The sequence below is a fragment of the Dokdonia pacifica genome (genome assembly GCF_900188275.1).
Classification (GTDB): domain Bacteria; phylum Bacteroidota; class Bacteroidia; order Flavobacteriales; family Flavobacteriaceae; genus Dokdonia; species Dokdonia pacifica.
Genome location: NZ_FZNY01000006.1, coordinates 202430 through 218314, shown reverse-complemented (window position 1 = coordinate 218314; position 15885 = coordinate 202430). Strand labels below are relative to the sequence as shown.

Genomic DNA, 15885 nt, shown 5'->3' with positions numbered 1-15885 from the left:
TATAAAACATCACATCTTTTTTAAAAGATCATCTGTAAAAACCTGTATATCTCCTTGAGACTTTTTAATCTCAATGTCTATATCTGGATCAGAAGTCATATCTTTTGTGGTACCTATTGCTTTTACATACCAATCACTCCAAGCATTCAAAATTTCTATTTGGCTTTCCTTAGTAGCTCCATCAATAATGGCTGTTTTACTTAGCTCAAATTCTGTCGTTAATCGCTCTTTGGCAGCCTCAACAATCCCTTGTCTCATCCAATCTGAAGTAGACGCATCACTATTAAGTAATGTGTAAGCACTTACTAAAGCCGCGATGCCTACATTAGTCATCGTTTTTTTAGATACCTTATCAATACGGTCATTATCTGTATGATAAAATTGATCTGTAAAGTGCCATAACAATATGCCTGGAAGATCTGCATCTAAAAAAGGGATGTGATCACTACCACCTTCAAAAGGGTTTGTTTGTACTTCCCAATTTGCACGCTTACCTTGATCTTCAAAAACGTTTATTATAAAATCATTTAAATAATGAGGTTTCATTTCATCCAACTTCAATGGCCTACCTCCCCATTCTGAATGTTTATCATTTCCTCGTGTCCAAATAGCACTAGGGTCTGGCATTTTTTCTATTAGAAAAGTACCTCCTGTAATATCTGTATTCTCTCCTACCATGTCTAAACTAATTCCCCAATTAATATCGGAAGTACGCTTTTCTTTTTCTTCTATATAACGACGTGTAGAAATAATCTCATCTCCCCAAAGAAATGTCAGCGTTCTTTTAAAATCCAGTTTTTCATTTTTAATTAAGGTTGCTGTAATTAAAGCCATTTCCAATTGTGTTCCCACTCCAGTTGCGTTATCATTTGCTCCAGGTTCTTGAATATGTGCACTAAAAACAAGGCTTTCTTTTTGCAACTCTCCCCCTTTCACATTAGCAACTACTGTTAACTCTTCTGATGGGTATATATTCGTTTTCACGAAAGCATTCACAGTAACTTTACCTTTAGCTAATGCTTTTTCTAACCGTTCTTTAGCACTGTATGATAATGCAATTCCCCAAACAGGATTATTTTCATCATATGGAATTCCTCTAAACTGAATAGAGGTTACATTTTTTTCTGGTTGTAAATAGTCCGGATTATTATAAGTAATCAACCCTAAAGCACCTCCTTCTATAATGGCCTTCTTATACAATCTATAAGGATTAATATTTGCATACACAATCTTCCCTTTTACATTTAATACATCAAGGTCTTCTATAGATTCTACATATACAACCTCAGCAGTAACCCCTTCTTTTGGGGTTGAACTTGCATATTGATAGATCATATTTCTATTGGTCTTGTATTCTAATAAAGGGATCTCTTCGCCCATAATACGAAGTTTAGCATCTACAGGTTCCCAAGTAGGACTTTTCATAGGTCTTTTCTCTATTCTATAGGTAAGAATATCTTCTTCTTTGGCTCTAGACTCTTCTACAAATCCAGCAGTTTCTAACTTTTCTACAATTCTATATACTGTTTGATTAAACCCTGTATTCCCTGCAACTCTCCAAAACTGCTCTACAAAAGCAGTGGTTTCCATCGCTACATCTCCATTAAATTCAGAAGTTACCATTCCAAAATAAGAAGATGGAACATTATCCAGAGAACTATTATGTGAACAGCTTATTAGACTAGCAAGTATAATTAGGGTTAAAACAAATCGCATAGATTCTATATTTTTTAATTATGAATTTCTAGTGTCAAATATACTTTTCTCATAAATAATGCATCGTTAATTTCGGGGATAAGTGCAGCATTATTGCTACGTAAATATTATCAATCTTTTATAAGAGGTAAAACCAATAAAACTTGAGTACCATTACGTTGCTCACTACTAAGGTCTTCTATTGTATAGTATGCTTTTGTCTTAAATCTTTTTGAGTATAAGTCTAATCGTTCTTTTAAAATAGTACCTGATAAAGATTGGTGGTCTTTCTTATCGGTACTTGTTTTATAATTTCCTACACCATTGTCTTCAATCTTACAACAAAGTGTTTCTCCATCTTGATAAAAATGAATTACAATCGTATCATCATCTTTTCCTTGGAGACCATGTTGAATCGAATTTTCCACAAAAGGTTGTACAAACATAGGAGGCATTAAGATGTCATCATGAGCTAGTTTCTCATCTACTTCAATTGTAAATGTAAACTTCTTTGAAAAAGCAGATTGAAGTTCTAAATAAGTAGATAACGTTTCTATTTCTTCTGATAGGGTAATAAATTCTTCTCGTGAATTTTCTAATATAGCGCGTAATAGGTTCCCCAATTTTGAGATATATGGAATCGTTTTATCTGATTTTTTTTGAACTAGACCACTTACTGAATTAAGCGCGTTAAATAAAAAATGGGGATTTAATTGCGAACGTAATAAACGTTGTTCTAGATTTGATGCCCTATACTTATTTTGCAATTGTCTTTGTCTATAAAACAAAAATCCTAAACCTATAAATGACACTAATAAACCACTCAACACCCAATTAATAGTATTTCGTTGACTTATAATGGTTTGCTGACTCTTTGTCTTTTCCTCCAATGATGCGATAGAAGTATCTTTCTCTTTTGTTTGATATCTTATTTCTAGATTATTTAAATTGATTTTTAATTGGTTTTCATGAAATGCTTCTAAAAAAGCATTAGACTCTTTTAAGACTTCCTGTAAACCTATAATATCATTCTTCTTTTTATATGCATCTGATAATGTAGCAAAAACCTTTACGATTAAATCTTTTTCATCTTTTGTTTTAATTTCCTTTAAATCATATGAACTTTTAATAGTATTTAAATAATCAATAGCAGTATTGATATTTCCATCATGCAATGCTATATAACCCTTCAAATAATTAGCCCCATTAACAGCCAAAAGACGAGTATCACCTCTAGCATCAAAATAATCTAATGCTTTTTTATAAAAAAATAGTGTTGAGTTTGTATTCGTTTTTTTTTGATAAATATCACCTAAATTATAGTATAGTATCCACAAGTTGTTCTTATATGCTGACTCTTCTGATCTCCTGATGGCTTTTTCATAATATTGTTTGGCTTTATCTAATTGATTAAATTTTGAATAAATAACGCCAATTCTTGTATGTGTAACCACAGCAGGTCGATCTAAATTCATATACAGAGAATCTTTAGATACCTCGTTGTAATAATTTAATGCGATACTATCATTACCTATCTCTAAATGACTATCTGCAATATTAGCAACAATAAAACTCTTCCATTTATAAGGAAATTTCTTTGTGTAGTCTAATGCTTTATGATTGTTTGTTATTGACTCATCATATCTTTTTAAAGCACTTAAAGATCTAGCCTTATATAAATATGTTTCCAACATAATCTTTTCATCAAAATCTCTCTTGTTCTTTAGTTCTTCATAATATGCTATACTTTTATTAGCATAGATTATAGAAGAATCATATACCTGATTTAAACTATACTGTTTTGATTTTAGGAAATAATAATAAGACCAACCTGATAATTTTTCATTGGACGCTAATATTTTCTTAATTTCAGAATAGTCTTTAATTTTTCTTGCATTCTTAATATAATACTCTAAAATCGAATCTACTTTTTGTTGTGTGTATATAGAGTTTGGATTGTATTTTTCGAGATTAAGTTCTTGAGAATATGAATTTTGAATTACGTTTAAAAATAGTACTATAAAGAATATCTTAGATTTCATTTGAGCAAAGTTTATTACTTATAAATAATATATACACAGATCTTATAAAAGTAACTGATTCCTTCTTTTTTATCTTCAAAAGATTAAGATATCTTAGTATAAAAATTCCCTAGATGATTTCTGCAATTATTATTGAAGACAATATAGAAGCGCAAGAATATTTAACTGACATTATTAAAAATAATTTCCCTATAATTCAGATACTGGGGTATGCCTCTTCTATAAAAACATCCATACAATTAATCAATGAATCAAATCCTGAATTAGTTTTTATGGATATAGAACTAACTGATGGATTATCTTTTGAAATTTTTGATGCAATTGAACAACCTAGTTTTGAAGTTATTTTTATCACCGCTTTTCAAAATTATCTTCAAAAAGCTTTAGATCATTTTGCCCTTAATTATATCACAAAACCAATTAATCCTCCAAAACTAATTGGTTCAATAGGCCATTACTTACAACTAAAGGAACGATTATTTAGTTTAGAAAAATTTGAGCTCTTTAAAAATTTAACTCAAAATAAGAATGGGCAATTATTCATTCAGAGTTCCAATGAACATATTCTTGTGAAAACTGCAAACATTATAAAATTGGATGCTGATGGAAATTACACCTATTTACTCTTAGAAGATGGCAGAAAATTATTGGCTTCTAAATCTTTAAAATATTATGAGTCATTACTTCCTGAAACTTCATTCTTTAGAGCACATCGATCTGTTATTGTTAATATCAATCACATCGTTTCCATTTATAAAAAAGAAACAATCATTCTTACAAATAAAGATAAAATACATGTATCTACTAGAAATAAGAATAAACTTATACAATTGATACAATTACTTTCTTAGTTTTATATTATATCATTTAAAATTTGTTTTCTCATCTTATCAAAAAAATACAAGCGCTTATAAAATTATTATAAACGCTTATACTTTACTAGACATCTATTCTTGTTATTCTCTATACTTTTACCTTATAATATGAAAATATAGGATGTGTGGTGCGTTCTTAAAAATGGGTCTACAAATGTTTATTTCTGTAGATCCTTTTTTACTTATATACGCATTACTTCTTAATCTCTTCCTTAGGATTTAACAACACGGGGGTTCCGTATCCTAATTGTTCTAATTTTTTAAGTTGTGTCTTTGCATCTCCTACCACGAGGTAAATCATTTTATTAGGATCAAGATACTTAGCAGAAAGGGCTTTGATATCTTCTACGGTCATATTTCTAACGGCAGCCTCACGCTGTTTTGCGTAATCTACAGGAAGGTTTAGTTCAGAGATATTAGAAAGCATTCCTAATTTTGCTCCTGAAGTTTCAAAAGCACGTGCATTACTTTTAATCAAAAAGCTTTTTGACACTTCTAAATCTTCTTCATTAAAATTAGTTCCATAATCACTTAATATTTGTTTTACTAAAGCGGCGCTATCATAGGTTACATTAGAGCGCACACCACTAGAAATTGTAAACGCACCAGGAAGTGCTGTTCCTGAAAAATTTGATCTAATCCCATACGTATAACCTTTCCCTTCTCGCAACTGTTGTGTCAATTGTGAAGCAAATCCTCCTCCTCCTAAACGATAATTCATAACGCGAGCTGGATAATAATCTGGATCTGTAGCGGCTAGTGCTGGATATCCAAAACGTAATACCGATTGTTTTGCATCTGGCACATCATAAAAGTATACACTAGACTGCTCTGGTCGTTTTGGCATTTCAAATGTTGGAATTGTTACAGGAATAGCTTCTAAATTTTCATTAATTCCAGATAGGGATTGCACTACATCACTTTCTTTTATATCTCCTACTACATACACATTTCCTACTGTAGGAGAAATATTTTTATAAAAAGCTTTTAGATCTTCTAGTGTAATACTTGTTACTGAAGCAAGTGTTCCTAACCTATTATGAGATAGTATATGTTTATCACCATAAATAAGTTTTGCATATTCATTAGCAGCAATACTATTAGGATTTGCTTGTTGCTGTACTATTTGATTCATCACACTTTGTTTGACAATATCAAATTCTTCTTGATCCCATCGAGGTTGTAATACTATTTCTTCTACCAATGCCATGGTAGCGTCATAATTTTTTGCAAGTGTATTTCCAGAGACAACGACACTTTCATTTCCGGCAAATACATTTATAGAAGCTCCTAAGCGTTCAATGGCTTCTTCAAGTTCTGCTGTAGTTTTAGTAGCTGTTCCTTTTGTCATTAATCGAGCCATCATATTAGAAACTCCTACCTTTTCAGGGCTTTCTAATAATAAACCTCCATCAAAACTTATCTGAAATTGCACCAATGGCACTTCTTTATTTTCTATCCCATATACTTTCATACCAGAAGAAAGATCTGTTTGCCACACATAAGGAATTGTAAGTGCAGGAGTATTCCCATATGGAGGTTCTACAGAACGGTCAAATGAAGAAGGGGTCTTTTCATAGGTTGCAACAATACTCGCATCAAATGCCTCTTCGGCTCCATCTACTATTTTTTCTTCAGCAATTTCAGCTAGTTTTGAGTTTTTCAATGCTAAGTCTACTTGTCCATTAGGAACAAAGCTCGTAGCAATATAATTTTGTCCTTTAATATATGTGTTATATACACGCTCTACATCTTCAACAGTCACTGCTAGGATGTTTTCGATATCTTTAGCAATAAACCCAGGGTCATTAGCAAATATTTCATATTGTGCTAATTGAAATCCTTTTCCTAGCACACTCGAGAGGCCATTATAAAAGTTGGTTTCTTGTCCAGCCTTAATACGATCTATAGCAGATTGAGGAATCCCTTCTGATTCAAATTTCGCGAAAGCGTCATTAATACCTTGCGCTACTTCATCTAAATCCTTTCCACTAAAAGCGCGAATTTGCACTCTAAATTGCCCGGCTAATTCTGATGCATAGTTATACATAGTGACTCCTGAAGTAAGTTGCTTATCATCTACCAACACTTGATTAAAAGGAGCTTGTTTCCCATCTGAAAGATATTGCGAAAGCATATTAAGTGCATAAGAATCTTTGTGGTATAAAGGTACTGTAGGCCATGACATTGTAAGTTGAGGTATACGAGCAAAATTATCTTCGTAATATAGTTTTTTAGTATCTGCTACTGTAACTGTTGGTTTTTCTAATGCTGGGATTTCTTCTCCTCTTTTAATTTCATCAAAATATTTATGAACCCATGCTTTTGTTTGTTCTGTATCAAAATCTCCAGCAATGGTTAATACAGTATTATTAGGTGTATACCATCTATTATAGAAGTTTTTTACATCTTGAAGTGTCGCATTTTGCAAATCTTCTAAAGATCCTATTACTTGCCAATTATATGGATGATTTTCTGGGTATAAATTTTTATCTACAACATATTGCACATGCCCATAAGGTCTATTATCTACACTTTGGCGTTTTTCATTTTTTACTACTTGTTTTTCTTTCGCTAATACAGGATCTGTCACGGTATTAATAAACCATCCCAGCTTGTCAGCCTCCGCCCATATCATTTTTTCTAATGCGTCTTTAGGTACCGTTTGAAAATAGTTTGTTCTGTCACGACTTGTAGAACCATTTGCTCCAGATCCTCCAATACGTGCACTCATTTTATCAAGACCACCTTTCCCAAGGTTTTCAGATTCTAAGAATAATAAGTGTTCAAATAAATGTGCAAAACCAGTACGGCCTTCTATCTCTCTAGCTGAACCTACATGTGTAGTTAATGCAACAGCTACTACAGGATCTGAGGTGTCTTTATGCAAGACAACTGTCAAACCATTTTCTAGTGTAAATTTTTCAAATGGGACATTAAATTCTTGAGATTCTTCTGTAATTGTAGTTGTTTTATCTTCTCCACAAGAAGAAATAATAGAAACACCACATAGTAGGATTAACAAGCGAAACGTTTTCATATAGGGTATACTTAAAATTAGGATTCGAAGATACTTAAAAAGAAAAAACACTTATGTTAAGACCTCTACAAAACATTTTATAAATTAGAGCATCTATATATTTAATATGAAGCATCTTGTAGTATATCTCGCCGTTATCATTTTTTCTTTACATATAACCTCTTGCTCAAATGAATTTGAAGAGTATCAAAATACAGCTTCTGATTATCAAATAATACCAAAACCACTAAAACTAGAACCTGCACAAGGTCGGTTTTTAATTACTGAAAAAACAACCATTATAGGAGATGCTGCTTTATCTAATGAGATTGACTATGTATCAGAGATGCTAAAAACTGCATCTGGATACGCTATAAATGTCTCTAACAAGGACAGCGATCAGTATAAAAAAAACAGTATTACACTTCTACTAGACTCATCATTACCGAATGATGAAAGTTATTCGCTTTCTGTCACCTATGACAAGGTGGTTATCTCTGGAAAAACAGCAACAGGAATTTTTTATGGCATACAATCCTTACGGCAATTACTACCTTCTACTATAGAATCAAATCAGAAAAATGAGAATCCTATTACGATTCCGTCTGTTTATATAGAAGATCAACCCGAATATGTATATAGAGGAATGCATTTAGATGTTGGAAGACATTTTTTTCCAATAGATTTTATTAAAAGGTATATTGATTTAATTGCCTTACATAAAATGAATACTTTTCACTGGCATCTTACTGAGGATCAAGGGTGGCGTATTGAGATAAAGAAGTATCCTAAACTTACAGAAATAGGATCAACTCGTAAAGAGACTATTCTTGAAAAGAATTTTAATCCATACATAGGAGATGGGAAACCGTATTCAGGTTTTTATACCCAAGAAGAGATTAAAGAAGTAGTTGCCTATGCAACGAGTAAGCATGTTACTATTATTCCTGAAATAGAATTGCCGGGTCATTCGCTTGCTGCTATTGCATCTTATCCTGAACTAGGGAATACAAGTCAAACTCATGAAGTAGGAACGCGTTGGGGAGTTTATGAGCAAATTTATGCTCCAAAAGAAGAGACTTTTCAATTTTTAGAAGATGTTCTTACAGAAGTAATATCCCTTTTTCCTAGTAAACTTATTCATATAGGAGGCGATGAGGCTCCCAAAAAAGAATGGATAGAAAGTACCCTTGCACAAGAATTAATACAGCAAGAAGGATTGAAAGATGAGCATGAACTTCAAAGTTATTTTATAAAACGTATTGAAACATTTTTGAATAGCAAAGGACGAGATATTATAGGATGGGATGAGATTTTAGAAGGAGGGCTTGCTCCCAATGCGACGGTAATGTCTTGGCGAGGTATCCAAGGTGGTATAGATGCTGCACGTCTTCATCACAATGTAATTATGACACCAGGGTCTCATTGTTATTTTGATCATTACCAAGTAGACAAAGACCTACAGCCCAAAGAGCCATTAGCGATTGGAGGATTTACATCAGTTGAAAAAGTATATTCTTATGAACCTACACCTAAAGAATTACGTCCTGAACTACAAAAATATATTTTAGGAGCACAAGGAAATGTATGGACAGAATATATGAAAACTACAGATCATATAGAATATATGGTATTACCCAGAATGACGGCATTATCTGAAGTATTATGGTCTGCGCCCGCATCAAGAGATTGGAATGATTTTAAATCAAGGTTACAGCATTTTAAAGATCGATATGACAACTTAGGTCTTAACTATGCTTCCCATGAATTTACTTCTGAATCTGAATAACATAAATCATGTATACTTAGCAACAAAGAACTGCTGTATTCTATAAAAAGTAAATCCTAGTATTCCGCCAGCTACCATTCCGGTAAGAACGTCTAATGGATAATGAACGCCTACATATATACGGCTATATCCTACAAAAACTGCCCAAAACAAAAGGATAAAAATGAGGTTTCGATATTTTGATTGTAAAGCAAGTCCTGCAAAAACAGCCGTTGCCATACTACTTGTGGCATGACCAGAAAAATAACCATACCTACCACAACGCGGTGCTATAAAACGCATCGTTTCTTCCCAAGAAAATAGCTTACAAGGGCGAGGTCTTTGAATGAAGTTTTTAAAAAAATCTGAAAGTTGATCTGTTGCAGTAATCATTGCAGCTACAACCACCATGGTAATAAGCATCCCTTTCAATCCAAATTTTTGATATATAAAAAACAACAATAAAGCATACAGGGGTATAGAAGACAGTTTGTTGGTAACGACTAGCCAAAATCCATCCCAAGTTTCTGAGCCTAAATTATTCAAAAACAAGAAAAGTTCTTGATCATATGCTACAAGCGTTTCCATAGGTAATTATCCGTCTTCGTATTTTGCAATTTCTGCATCATAAAAAGCGGTAGCTTCTTTGATTGCATTTTCGGTTTCGGTGGCGAGTTCGGCTTCATCTTGCTTATCAAACTCTTCAAACCACTCTATTTGATCTTTAGTAAGATCTATTATAAATCTTGGAAATTCTGTATGTATCACAAAAATGGCATCTTCATGCTCAGAGTGATCGCCTAAAAGGAACTTTGGAACCGTCATTCTAAATATCGTATTGGTTAATCAATATATAGTATTTTGATATGTTAACTAGTCGTTGTGTATTGATGTGATGAACTTCTAATTAATTTTTTGCTAAGGTAGTTAAATCTAAAATAGAGCATCACTGCCGATGCTGTTAATCCTGCTAATAATCCTATCCATACTCCTTGTGCTCCCATTTGATCTTCTTTACCTAAATACCAACTTATAGGAAACCCAATTACCCAATAGGCAATAAAACAAATTCCTGTTGGAATATTTACATCTTGCAACCCTCTTAAAGCTCCTAATATAGTCACTTGAATACCATCACTTAATTGAAACAATGCCGCCACTACAAGTAGTTGAGATGCAATAACTATCACTTCGATATCATCTATATAAATCGTTGGAAAAACATCTTTAAATACAATAAATAAAACTGCAAATACGGCTTCAATCAAAAAGACTAGTATAAATATAGATATTGCGATACGCCTTAAATTAGGGTAATCTTTTTTCCCTTTTTGATTTCCTACTCTAATGGTTGCTGTCACTCCTAATCCTACTGCTACCATAAATGTCATAGACGCAAGATTAAGTGCAATCTGATTTGCCGCTTGTGCATTTGTACCTAAAAGACCACATAAAAATATAGCTGCTGTAAATATGGCAACTTCAAAAAGCATCTGTAATGCCGTAGGAAAACCAAGACGAAATAATTCTCTAAACTCTGACCATTTGATATGAGAGAAATTTGAAAACTGAAAATAAGGAGTAAACATACGCTTTCGCGAAAGCATATACACCAATAACCCTAGCATGAAAAAACGTGAAATCAGAGTGCCCCATGCAGCGCCTTCTACCTCAAGTCGTGGAAAAATCCAAATTCCATAAATCAAGAAATAATTAAAAATAACATTGATCACATTAGCAATTAGCGTCGCATACATCGCAAATCGTGTTTGAGAAAGGCCATCTGCAAACTGCTTAAATGCTTGAAATATCATTAAAGGAATCATAGAAAAAGCCACAATTTCTAAATATGGAATCGCTAGTTCTACCACCTCTTCTGGTTGATCTAAGTAATATAAAATAGGTTTTGCTACTAATAGAGCAAGAAATAACACTATGCCATTGACGGCACACATAATCACACCATGATGAAAATGTAATCGTCCTTTTTTTATATCATTTGCACCATCTGTCTCTGCAATTAAAGGAGTGATTGCAAAAGAAAAACCAATTCCTAATGATAGTGCTATAAACACTAAACTATTCCCAAGACTTACTGCTGCAAGTTGAGCAGCTCCAAGGCGTCCTACCATCAAATTATCTATAAAGGCAACCAAAATATGCCCCAATTGCCCTAATGCAATGGGTGCCGCTATAAGCGTATTTTGCCAAAATTCCTTCGTATATCTTTGAATTTGCATAATGAATTTCCCCTCCTACTCCTGTTTTGGATTATTGTAAAGTCTGCATGAGTTTACAGGCATCAAAAATAAGACTTGCATCCTAACTTCTATGGGATAGTTTCATGAACTTATTAATTATTTTTAAAAAAATAGTACCTTCCCATTATGCTTTTAATACAATTACATAAACGTCAGAACAAACCAACAATTTTAAAATGTATTCGAGCCGATAAAAGTGAAACATGGTCTAAATTACACCCCAATACAGAATACCATGATTTAGCTCATATTGCTGTAGAAAAAGTACTGGGGTTTAAAAACGCATTTTATGGACTTGTCTCTCAAGGCGTAGGAATTTCAGATTTTGAACTACCTGAAGCTCAAAAACCCGAGGCATTAAGAGGCCCTAATTTACCTAAAGAATCACTAGTAACAGAACACCTTGTGAATCTACTTACTATTGAACAGTTTAACACAAAAGGTCCTATTGATTTTATTAAAGAAATTAAAAAAATCTTAGTAGAAAATAACCTTCCCTATCCGAATACCTTAACAGAACATACACTCAACTTTATTCGAACCGAATATACGCGTCTTATCACTGCATGGAAAAATGTACAAGACGGCGCTTATTTAGAAAACAAATTTGACTTATGATTACAGATCCGAAAGAAATAGACCAAATCCTACGTACTATTATTAAAGAACATGTAGGACCACTTCAAATCAGAAAAGACGAAGCAAACGTATTAGAAGCTGCTGGTACCATTCCTACAATGCAGGGAAAACAAAAAGTAGATGGCTTTTATTTTGCTAGCGTGATGCCAAAGCCTAAAGATGTACGTTTATACTTTTTTCCTATTTATACAGATGCAACCGTTTTTAAAGACATAGATCCTATGTTACGCAAGTGTTTAAAAGGTAAAAGTTGCTTCCATATAAAAAAAATGGATGATGATTTAAAAACTCATATTACAAAAATGATTGCGCTTGGAATTAAGACCTATCAAGACAAAGAGCTCTTAACAACATAACCATACTTAAATACGCTATAACCGTACTTCATTACGCCATAACCACATGGTAATTATGGGATTTCATCGAAAATTTACTGGTTTTGATCGAATAGCATTAAAAAAAAATTGCCTTTTTAATAAAAGTATCTACATTTAGAATTCTAAAAAAGAAAAGATGAAAGGGGCCCTTCTTAAATTACTGATACTATTATTATTACCATTTTTCGCATATGCACAAGTAGGTGTTGGAACATTAACTCCTAATGGAATGCTCACCGTAGATGCCAGTTCAGGAACTACAGCAGCACTAGAGTTAGTTGCTCAGGCAACACCCACGACAAACCTTGCTAATGGGCAACTTGCCGTAATTGGTAATACATTATATATGTATGATGGTTCTCGTAGTAAATGGCTCACTGTAGAAAGTACAGCAATTCAATTTGGACGTGACGGAAGTGTAGATAATGACAATTTACACTACGGAGGAAATTTGACTAGTGGTACCGCAGGCGCTCTAATGCCCTTAAATGGAACTATTGTAGCTATTTCTGCTATGGGAGGTTCTGGAGATGATACCAATATTAATATTAGAGCTAGAGACGCCACAAATACAAACTCTGTAAATGAAACATTTGCACTTTCTGGTCTACGTTATATAGATACGGCTGCAAATTTTGATTTTGATGCTGGAGATTATATTACGGCAAGAGGGCGAGATACTAGTACAATCACTGATAATGTCACTGTTATTATTTGGGTAAAATGGAGACAATAAAGGAAATACTACACATAAAAAAAGGGAGCCAATTGGCTCCCTTTTTTTATGTGTAAAAGTTTATTAATCCTTAATAGGTAATGTCATCAGTTTACCAGGCTTCTGGATGTAATTATCCATCATATAAATGAGACCTGTCATGGTGGCTGCACCTAGTTCTAATTCTCTTTTATTGACAGCATCAAAGGTGTCATTTGCGGCATGATGATGATCAAAGTAACGTTGAGAGTCTGGTCGTAAACCAGCAAGTACAGTACCATTCCCCTTAAGAGGACCTATATCTGCCCCACTTCCACCTCTTACAAAAGAGTGTATAAAATAAGGTTCAAATAGTGGTTTCCAGCTTAAGATCTCATCAAAATTTCTATCATCAGTATCAAAAGAAAAACCTCTTGGTGTAAAACCACCCGCATCACTTTCTAATGCAAAGACGTGTTTTTCTCTTTTACTTTTAGCAACTTCTGCATATTTACGTCCACCTCGCAAACCGTTTTCTTCATTCATAAAAAGGACAACACGTATACTATGTCTTGGTTTATAATTAATGGCTTTCATAATGCGTAATACTTCCATGCTTTGCACCACTCCAGCGCCATCATCGTGTGAACCATCTCCCAAATCCCAAGAATCCAAATGCCCTCCTACGACCATATATCTATTTGGAAATTCGCTTCCTGTGATTTCACCAATTACATTATAGGATTGCACGTCAGGTAAATTTTTACAAGACATAGAGAAAAAGAACTTTGTTTCTGGGTTTAATTTAAGGAGCGTACTTAGCAATTCTGCTCCGTTGGTACTTATAGCAGCTGCAGGTATACGCTGCGCAGGTTTCAAATCTCCATAAGACATAGAACCCGTATGAGGATAGTCATCAAGGCTATGTGTTACTGATCTTACAATGACTCCAACAGCTCCATACTCTGCTGCCTTAGCAGCTCCACTATAACGCTGATCTACACAACCTCCATAGGCTCTAAAAGTATCAATAACATCTGCTTGCATGGGTCTATTAAAAAATACGATTTTGCCGCCTACATTAGCAGCACCTAATTTTTCAATCTCTTCAATACTTTGTACTTCTATAACAGGTGCTTTTACACCTCCATTAGGAGTCGCAACAGAACCGCCCAAGGCACAAATAGGTACTTTAGTGGTCTTTCCAGCATCTGTTTCAATAAAAGCATATTCTGGCAAACCTCTCACCCATTTAGGAACCATAACGGGTTGTAACCAAACTTTATCCAACCCTACACTATCTAATTGTTCTTTTGTCCAGTTAACTGCTTTTTCGGCACCTAAACTACCGCTGAGACGTGAGCCAATCTGATTAGATAGATAATTTAGCCATTCATAACTGTTTCCATTTTTTAATGCTTCATCATATATTTTTCTAATTTGAATGGAATCATTTTGCGCTTTCGCGAAAGCGGAAACACCACAAATTAAAAGTAGAATCATCATTTTTTTTATCATAGCTAACTATTTATTCGTTATTTAATTGGTCCTTATATAATTCTATATTTGCTTTTGTTTTTGCATCAAGCTCTGGTTCTTTTATATCTTCATAAGCACTTAATGTTTCCAACAAAATAGTAGCCACAGCTAGTCTAGCTGCAGGTTTACTATCAGCCGGAATTACATACCAAGGTGCATGAGGCTTTGATGTACGATTAATAGCATCTTCATAACAATGTTGATAGTCGTCCCATAGCTTACGTTCTTTCAAATCACCTGCAGAAAATTTCCAATTCTTCTCCTTTTTATCTAAACGGCGTAGTAATCTATTCTTTTGCTCTTCTTTAGATAAGTGTAAAAAGAACTTATAAATAAGGGTGCCATTTTCGGCAAGGTGTTTTTCAAAAGCATTAATTTGTTCAAATCGTTGATCCCAGAAAGCATCATTTATATCTTCTACAGAATGCACATTTGGTAAATTCTCTCCTAAAATATATTCAGGATGTACTCTTGTTACCAGTACATTTTCATAATGTGTCCTGTTAAACACTCCAAATTTACCACGTTGAGGTAAGGCAATGTAATGTCTCCATAAATAATCATGACCCAATTCTAAATCTGTAGGCACTTTAAAACTATGTACTTCTACACCTCTCACATTAAAGTCTTTAAAAACTTCTCGGATTAAACTATCTTTTCCAGAAGTATCCATTCCTTGTAAGCATACTAAAACACTATACTTATCATGCGCATATATGGTATCTTGAAGCTTTCCTAGTTTTTTTCGAACTTTACGAAGTTTCTTTTCTAACTCTTCTTCTGATAGTTCAGAAATCTTCGCTCCCTCAAAGTCTTTTAGATTAATTTTTTCAGTGACTTTATACTGATGCAATCCTTCCATAAAAATTAGTAATTATATAGTAAAAAGCTGTTTTTTATGCAATATAGTATTGTTAAAGCGTATTATACGTTAAAAACACTATCATTTTATTTAATATATTAGCATATTATAATC

13 protein-coding genes are annotated in these 15885 nt (G+C 33.4%); 5 read left to right on the top strand and 8 right to left on the bottom strand.

Annotated features, from left to right (window positions below):
* Positions 1-9 precede the first annotated feature (9 nt).
* On the bottom strand, positions 10-1716 hold the full coding sequence (locus tag CHB80_RS17665; RefSeq protein WP_089372839.1) for a M28 family metallopeptidase: 1707 nt from the start codon (positions 1714-1716) through the stop codon (positions 10-12).
* A gap of 110 nt (positions 1717-1826) precedes the next feature.
* Entirely contained in the window at positions 1827-3737 is a 1911-nt protein-coding gene (locus CHB80_RS17660) for a tetratricopeptide repeat-containing sensor histidine kinase (protein WP_089372838.1), read from the bottom strand.
* A 113-nt stretch (positions 3738-3850) separates the two neighbouring features.
* On the opposite strand from CHB80_RS17660, the gene CHB80_RS17655 reads away from it, so the two are divergent.
* Positions 3851-4588: a LytR/AlgR family response regulator transcription factor gene (locus CHB80_RS17655; protein ID WP_089372837.1), complete on the top strand. Its 738-nt coding sequence runs from the start codon at positions 3851-3853 to the stop codon at positions 4586-4588.
* A gap of 217 nt (positions 4589-4805) precedes the next feature.
* On the opposite strand, the gene CHB80_RS17650 is transcribed toward CHB80_RS17655, so the two are convergent.
* Positions 4806-7652, bottom strand: a complete 2847-nt coding sequence (locus CHB80_RS17650) for a M16 family metallopeptidase (RefSeq protein ID WP_089372836.1) — start codon at positions 7650-7652, stop codon at positions 4806-4808.
* A gap of 106 nt (positions 7653-7758) precedes the next feature.
* Here CHB80_RS17650 and CHB80_RS17645 point away from each other — a divergent pair, with 106 nt between their 5' ends.
* Positions 7759-9420, top strand: coding sequence for a beta-N-acetylhexosaminidase (locus tag CHB80_RS17645; protein WP_089372835.1), 1662 nt, complete (start codon positions 7759-7761; stop codon positions 9418-9420).
* A gap of 6 nt (positions 9421-9426) precedes the next feature.
* On the opposite strand, the gene CHB80_RS17640 is transcribed toward CHB80_RS17645, so the two are convergent.
* Genes CHB80_RS17640 through CHB80_RS17630 form a run of 3 tightly spaced genes read right to left on the bottom strand, consistent with a single transcriptional unit; the run spans position 9427 to position 11639 of the window.
* Positions 9427-9987, bottom strand: coding sequence for a phosphatase PAP2 family protein (locus CHB80_RS17640; protein WP_089372834.1), 561 nt, complete (start codon positions 9985-9987; stop codon positions 9427-9429).
* Positions 9988-9993: 6 nt separating this feature from the next.
* Positions 9994-10224 carry a hypothetical protein gene (locus CHB80_RS17635; protein ID WP_089372833.1) on the bottom strand — a complete coding sequence of 77 codons (231 nt, stop codon included), beginning with the start codon at positions 10222-10224 and terminating at the stop codon, positions 9994-9996.
* Positions 10225-10268: 44 nt separating this feature from the next.
* Entirely contained in the window at positions 10269-11639 is a 1371-nt protein-coding gene (locus CHB80_RS17630) for an MATE family efflux transporter (RefSeq protein WP_089372832.1), read from the bottom strand.
* Positions 11640-11786: 147 nt separating this feature from the next.
* On the opposite strand from CHB80_RS17630, the gene CHB80_RS17625 reads away from it, so the two are divergent.
* From CHB80_RS17625 to CHB80_RS17615, 3 genes are all read left to right on the top strand, one after another.
* Positions 11787-12278, top strand: a complete 492-nt coding sequence (locus CHB80_RS17625; RefSeq protein WP_089372831.1) for a hypothetical protein — start codon at positions 11787-11789, stop codon at positions 12276-12278.
* On the top strand, positions 12275-12655 hold the full coding sequence (locus CHB80_RS17620) for a hypothetical protein (protein WP_089372830.1): 381 nt from the start codon (positions 12275-12277) through the stop codon (positions 12653-12655). The genes CHB80_RS17625 and CHB80_RS17620 overlap by 4 nt, the downstream gene beginning before the upstream one ends.
* Positions 12656-12812: 157 nt before the next feature.
* A complete protein-coding gene (locus CHB80_RS17615) occupies positions 12813-13412 on the top strand; it encodes a hypothetical protein (protein ID WP_089372829.1) in 600 nt (199 codons plus the stop codon).
* A 63-nt stretch (positions 13413-13475) separates the two neighbouring features.
* On the opposite strand, the gene CHB80_RS17610 is transcribed toward CHB80_RS17615, so the two are convergent.
* Together CHB80_RS17610 and CHB80_RS17605 are read right to left on the bottom strand one after the other, a co-directional pair.
* Positions 13476-14876, bottom strand: a complete 1401-nt coding sequence (locus CHB80_RS17610) for a M20/M25/M40 family metallo-hydrolase (RefSeq protein WP_089372828.1) — start codon at positions 14874-14876, stop codon at positions 13476-13478.
* 22 nt (positions 14877-14898) lie between these two features.
* Complete coding sequence (locus tag CHB80_RS17605) at positions 14899-15771, bottom strand: PPK2 family polyphosphate kinase (protein ID WP_089372827.1); 873 nt, start codon at positions 15769-15771, stop codon at positions 14899-14901.
* Positions 15772-15885: the final 114 nt, after the last annotated feature.

What these genes read in the sequence shown, in the direction of transcription:
- CHB80_RS17665 (WP_089372839.1), bottom strand. Translation starts at nt 1,716, where the DNA reads ATGCGATTTGTTTTAACCCTAATTATACTTGCTAGTCTAATAAGCTGT.
- CHB80_RS17660 (WP_089372838.1), bottom strand. Translation starts at nt 3,737, where the DNA reads ATGAAATCTAAGATATTCTTTATAGTACTATTTTTAAACGTAATTCAA.
- CHB80_RS17655 (WP_089372837.1), top strand. Translation starts at nt 3,851, where the DNA reads ATGATTTCTGCAATTATTATTGAAGACAATATAGAAGCGCAAGAATAT.
- CHB80_RS17650 (WP_089372836.1), bottom strand. Translation starts at nt 7,652, where the DNA reads ATGAAAACGTTTCGCTTGTTAATCCTACTATGTGGTGTTTCTATTATT.
- CHB80_RS17645 (WP_089372835.1), top strand. Translation starts at nt 7,759, where the DNA reads ATGAAGCATCTTGTAGTATATCTCGCCGTTATCATTTTTTCTTTACAT.
- CHB80_RS17640 (WP_089372834.1), bottom strand. Translation starts at nt 9,987, where the DNA reads ATGGAAACGCTTGTAGCATATGATCAAGAACTTTTCTTGTTTTTGAAT.
- CHB80_RS17635 (WP_089372833.1), bottom strand. Translation starts at nt 10,224, where the DNA reads ATGACGGTTCCAAAGTTCCTTTTAGGCGATCACTCTGAGCATGAAGAT.
- CHB80_RS17630 (WP_089372832.1), bottom strand. Translation starts at nt 11,639, where the DNA reads ATGCAAATTCAAAGATATACGAAGGAATTTTGGCAAAATACGCTTATA.
- CHB80_RS17625 (WP_089372831.1), top strand. Translation starts at nt 11,787, where the DNA reads ATGCTTTTAATACAATTACATAAACGTCAGAACAAACCAACAATTTTA.
- CHB80_RS17620 (WP_089372830.1), top strand. Translation starts at nt 12,275, where the DNA reads ATGATTACAGATCCGAAAGAAATAGACCAAATCCTACGTACTATTATT.
- CHB80_RS17615 (WP_089372829.1), top strand. Translation starts at nt 12,813, where the DNA reads ATGAAAGGGGCCCTTCTTAAATTACTGATACTATTATTATTACCATTT.
- CHB80_RS17610 (WP_089372828.1), bottom strand. Translation starts at nt 14,876, where the DNA reads ATGATGATTCTACTTTTAATTTGTGGTGTTTCCGCTTTCGCGAAAGCG.
- CHB80_RS17605 (WP_089372827.1), bottom strand. Translation starts at nt 15,771, where the DNA reads ATGGAAGGATTGCATCAGTATAAAGTCACTGAAAAAATTAATCTAAAA.